5 protein-coding genes are annotated in these 4193 nt (G+C 72.6%); 2 read left to right on the top strand and 3 right to left on the bottom strand.

What is annotated here, in order from left to right:
- Positions 1–1618, top strand: a 1618-nt coding sequence (locus ABD211_RS33450; protein ID WP_344140590.1) for a LuxR C-terminal-related transcriptional regulator, incomplete at its 5' end; no start/stop codon positions are given.
- A 104-nt stretch (positions 1619–1722) separates the two neighbouring features.
- Positions 1723–2601 (top strand): alpha/beta hydrolase family protein, encoded by an 879-nt coding sequence (locus ABD211_RS33445; RefSeq protein WP_344140589.1) that lies wholly within the window; start codon positions 1723–1725, stop codon positions 2599–2601.
- Between the two features lie 48 nt (positions 2602–2649).
- On the opposite strand, the gene ABD211_RS33440 is transcribed toward ABD211_RS33445, so the two are convergent.
- Genes ABD211_RS33440 through ABD211_RS33430 form a run of 3 tightly spaced genes read right to left on the bottom strand, consistent with a single transcriptional unit; the run spans position 2650 to position 4088 of the window.
- The gene (locus ABD211_RS33440; RefSeq protein WP_344140587.1) at positions 2650–3096 is read right to left on the bottom strand and encodes an iron chaperone; all 447 of its coding nucleotides are present in this window, start codon (positions 3094–3096) and stop codon (positions 2650–2652) included.
- Positions 3097–3141: 45 nt separating this feature from the next.
- Positions 3142–3921: an SIR2 family NAD-dependent protein deacylase gene (locus ABD211_RS33435; protein WP_344140585.1), complete on the bottom strand. Its 780-nt coding sequence runs from the start codon at positions 3919–3921 to the stop codon at positions 3142–3144.
- Positions 3922–3932: 11 nt separating this feature from the next.
- Positions 3933–4088, bottom strand: a complete 156-nt coding sequence (locus tag ABD211_RS33430; RefSeq protein ID WP_344140583.1) for a hypothetical protein — start codon at positions 4086–4088, stop codon at positions 3933–3935.
- Between the last annotated feature and the right edge of the window lie 105 nt (positions 4089–4193).

The raw sequence follows: 4193 nt of genomic DNA, 5'->3' as shown, positions 1-4193 counted from the left end.
CGCGCGGGCGGCCAGGGCGGGGCCGCCGGCGCTGGCGTCGGTCGCGTTCGAGCGCGCGGCGCAGCTGAGCCGTCGCCCCGACGAGGCCGCGAAGGCTCTGGTCACGGCCGCGCGCCTGGCCTGGCTGGGCGGTCACCCCACGCGGGCGCGGGTGCTGCTGTCCCGGGCGCGGGCCGTGGAGCTGCCGACGGACGTGCGGGCCCAGGCGGAGGCGCTGGAGGGCGAGATCGAGCTGCGCGCGGGCACCACCACGCGGGCCCGCAACCTCCTCCTGCACGCCGCGAGCGAACTGTCGCGCGACGGCCACGAGCTGACGCTGGACACGCTGATCCTGGCCGGCGAGGCGATGACCGTCGCCGGCCACCACACCGACTTCATCGAGCTGGCGGGTCAGGTCGCCGTGCTGCCCGGCGGGCGGCCGGAGTCGCAGTTCCTGCTCGCGTACGCCCATGGCCAGGCCGCGTCGTACCAGGGTGACCTGAGCGGGGCGGAGGCCTCGCTGCGCCAGGTCATCGCGCTCGCGGCGCGGCTGTCGAGCCCGACCGCGTCGGTGCGCGCCGCCGTGGCCGCGACGCTGCTCGGCGACCCGGTGCGGGCCTACCAGTTGGCGCAGCAGGCCATCGTGCAGGCGACCGCCCGCGGCTCGGCGACGCTCGTACCGCCGGCGCTGGAGATCATTTCGTTCTCGGAGTTCGCCGTCGGCCGCAACCTGGCGGCCGCGACGGCCGCGACCGACGGGCTGCACGCGGCGCGGGCCACCGGCCAGGAGAGCCTCGCCAACAGTTTCCTGGCCACGCTCGCGGTGCTGGCGGCCATGGACGGCGACCGGGAGTCGTGCCACACGCGCCTGCGCCAGCTGCGGCCCGCGCCGGTCGACGGCGAGATGAGCCAGACCGAGGCGTTCTCCCGCTGGGCGCTGGGGCTCATCGAGCTGTTCGACGGCCGCTACCGGGCGGCGCTGGACTGGCTGCGCCCGTTGATGTGCGACGACGAGCAGGTCCGGGGCAACACGATGATCCGGATCCCGGCCACGCTCGCGCTCATCGAGGCGGCCACCCGCTGCGCCGACCACCAGCTGGCCCGGGACAAGCTCTACATCTTCGACGTGTGGGTCAACCGGTCACGCACGGCGCCGTGGCTCGCGCTCGCCGCCCGCAGCCACGCCCTGGTCGCGGAGGACGACGCGGAGGTCGAGGGGCACTTCGAGGAGGCGCTGCGGCAGCACTTCGCCGCCGGGGCGGATCACGGTCGGGCCCGCACCGAGCTCCTTTATGGTCAATATCTTCGTCGGGTACGCCGTCGCGGCGCGGCCCGGGAGCACCTGCGCGTCGCGTTGGACATCTTCGAGCAGCTCGGCGTGGCCCGATGGGCGGGTAAGGCGAGCGCGGAGCTGCGCGCCGCCGGTGAGCGCGTCGAGCCGTCCGCACCGGCCGGCGCGCTGACGCCCCAGCAGCGGCAGATCGCGGACCTGGTCGCGGGCGGCGCGACCAACGCGGAGATCGCGACCCGGCTCTTCCTGTCGCGCCGGACGGTGGAACACCACCTCGGCAACATCTACAGCCGGCTCGGCCTGCGCTCGCGCGTCGACCTCGCGCGGTATTTCGCCGGGGACCCGTAAATACACCGATGTAACAGGCTCGAAATAGACCACAAACTATCGGGCAATCAACCGGCGCGATCCCCTCCGCGACCGGCCGGCTTCAACTCCCGGGAGTGAGCCTCATGCAGCCCGTCCCTCGTACCACTCCGCTCAGGAAACGAACGGTCAGACTCGTCGCGAGCGCCGCGCTCACGCTCGGCCTGGTCGCGACCGGCGTGGCGGTCGCCGGTCCCGCACACGCCGACCAGATCGGGCAGGCCCCGACCGCGTCAAACATCACCGGCAACGGCAGCTTCTCCGTCAGCAGCTCGAACATCTCGTCGCTGGTGTCCGGCTTCGGTGGCGGCACGGTGTACTACCCGACGACCGCGGGCACGTACCCGGTCGTCGCCATCTCGCCGGGCTTCACCGCCCGCTGGTCGAGCCTGAGCTGGCTGGGGCCGCGCCTGGCCTCGTGGGGCTTCGTCGTGGTCGGCATCGAGACGAACTCGATCTACGATCAGCCGGCCAGTCGCGGCAGCCAGCTCCTGGCCGCACTGAACTGGGCGGTCAGCTCGTCGGCGCCCAGCGCGGTCCGCTCGCGGGCGGACACGAACCGCCGCGGCGTCGCGGGCCACTCGATGGGCGGCGGCGGCACGCTCGAGGCGCTCAAGGCCGACACCACGGGCCGCGTCAAGGCCGGCGTGCCGATCGCCCCGTGGAACTCGGACAAGACGTGGTACGAGGTCACCGAGCCGGTCGCCATCGTCGGCGGCGAGTCCGACACCATCGCGCCGGTGTCGACCCACTCGGTCCCGTTCTACAACACCGTCCAGGGCCCGAAGGCGTACGTCGAGCTCAACGGGTCCAGCCACTTCTTCCCCCAGACCAGCAACGCCACGCTGTCGCGGGTGATCGTCTCCTGGTTCAAGCGCTACCTCGAGCAGGACACCCGCTTCGCGCCGTTCACCTGCGGCTTCAGCGGGACGGCCATCTCCGACTTCCGCAGCAACGCCTGCTGACGACGTCGTGACCCAACCGCGCTGACGGGCCCGCGCTCTGTGGGCCCGTCAGCCGGCGGCCTTCCTGACCAACGCGGCGATCTTCTTCTCGGCGGCGGCGGTCAGTGTGGTCAGCGCGAAGGCGGTGGGCCACATGGCGCCGTCGTCGAGGTTGGCCGCGTCGTTGAAGCCGAGGGTCGCGTACCGGGCCTTGAACTTCTCGGCGGCCTGGAAGAAGCAGACGACCTTGTTGTCCCGGGCGTACGCGGGCATGCCGTACCAGAGTTTCGGGGTGAGGGCCGGCGCGTTGGCCCTGACGATCGCGTGGAGCTTCTCGGCCATGGCGCGGTCCGCCGGCGACATCTCGGCGATCTTCGCGAGCACCTCGCTCTCCGGGTCCGCCTTGGCGGAGCGTCGGGTGTCCGCCTTCAGTTCCCGGGCGCGCTCCTTCATCGCGGCGCGTTCGTCCTCGGTGAAGCCCTCGTACGCCTTGGTGGACTTCCGGGTGGTCGGCATGGCAGGTTTCCTTCCCCGCGACGGGCGATGAGATCCATCCTCACGCTACGGATCCCCGGCGGTGGCGGCTTCTCGGATCCTGCTCACCAGTGCCGGTAGCACCTCGGCCGCGGGCCCGCGCAGGTTGATCCCGCAGACATCGTCCAGCGGCGTCGGCTGCGGGTTGACCTGAACGACCGTGGCGCCCGAGCGGGCCGCGACCCGGGGCACCTCGGCGGCCGGGTAGACGACCCCGGACGTGCCGATCGTCAGCAGGACGTCGCACGCGGCGGCCGCCTCGACGGCGGTGGCGAGCGCGGCCTCGGGGAGCGCCTCCCCGAACCACACCACCCCGGGCCGCACCAGCGCGCCACAGTGGACGCACGTCGGTGGCGGGATCCGCCGGCCCTCCCCGGGGTCGGTCGGCTCGTCGTCGGCGTCCGGGAAGGCCGCCGGGTGCGCCGGCTCCGCCACGCAGCGGGGCGCGAAGAGGCTCCCGTGCAGGTGGACCGGCCCTCGGGAGCCGGCCCGCTCGTGCAGGTCATCGACGTTCTGGGTGATGACGACGGTGTCGGGGATCAGGCGCTCGATGGCGGCCGTGGCCCGGTGGCCCGCGTTCGGCTCGGCCCGCCGCACCCGCGCCCGCCGCCACTCGTACCAGCCCCAGACCAGGTCCGGATCCTCGTGGAACGCCTCCGGGGTAGCCAGCTGCGCCGGGTCGAAGCGCGCCCACAGCCCGGTGAGATCGTCGCGGAACGTCGGCACCCCGCTCTCCGCCGAGATCCCGGCACCGGTGAACACGACAACCCGACGGGCCTCCCGGAGCGCCGCGGCGGCACTCTCCATGTCCTGCCCCTTCACAGCGCGATCGGTCGGTAGCGCAGCGCCGCGTCCACGATCGCGTCGGCGTCGACCAGCTCCGGTGGCGGCCAGGCCCCTTCAACGAGTACGCACCACTCCGCGACGCGCAGGCGGGTGACGACCGGCGGCCGCAACTCGACACGCAGCTCCACCCGACCATTATGAGAGCCACGCCCAGGCGTCGGTCGTAGACCCGCTATGGATCTTGGGACGAAAACGTTGCTCGACTTTCGCAGTGTTGTTGATCTAGGCGGCGG

Origin of the sequence: Luedemannella flava (assembly GCF_039528515.1) — a bacterium.
Classification (GTDB): domain Bacteria; phylum Actinomycetota; class Actinomycetes; order Mycobacteriales; family Micromonosporaceae; genus Luedemannella; species Luedemannella flava.
Note: the sequence above shows the minus strand (reverse complement) of the source record. Positions and strands in the feature narration are given on the sequence as shown.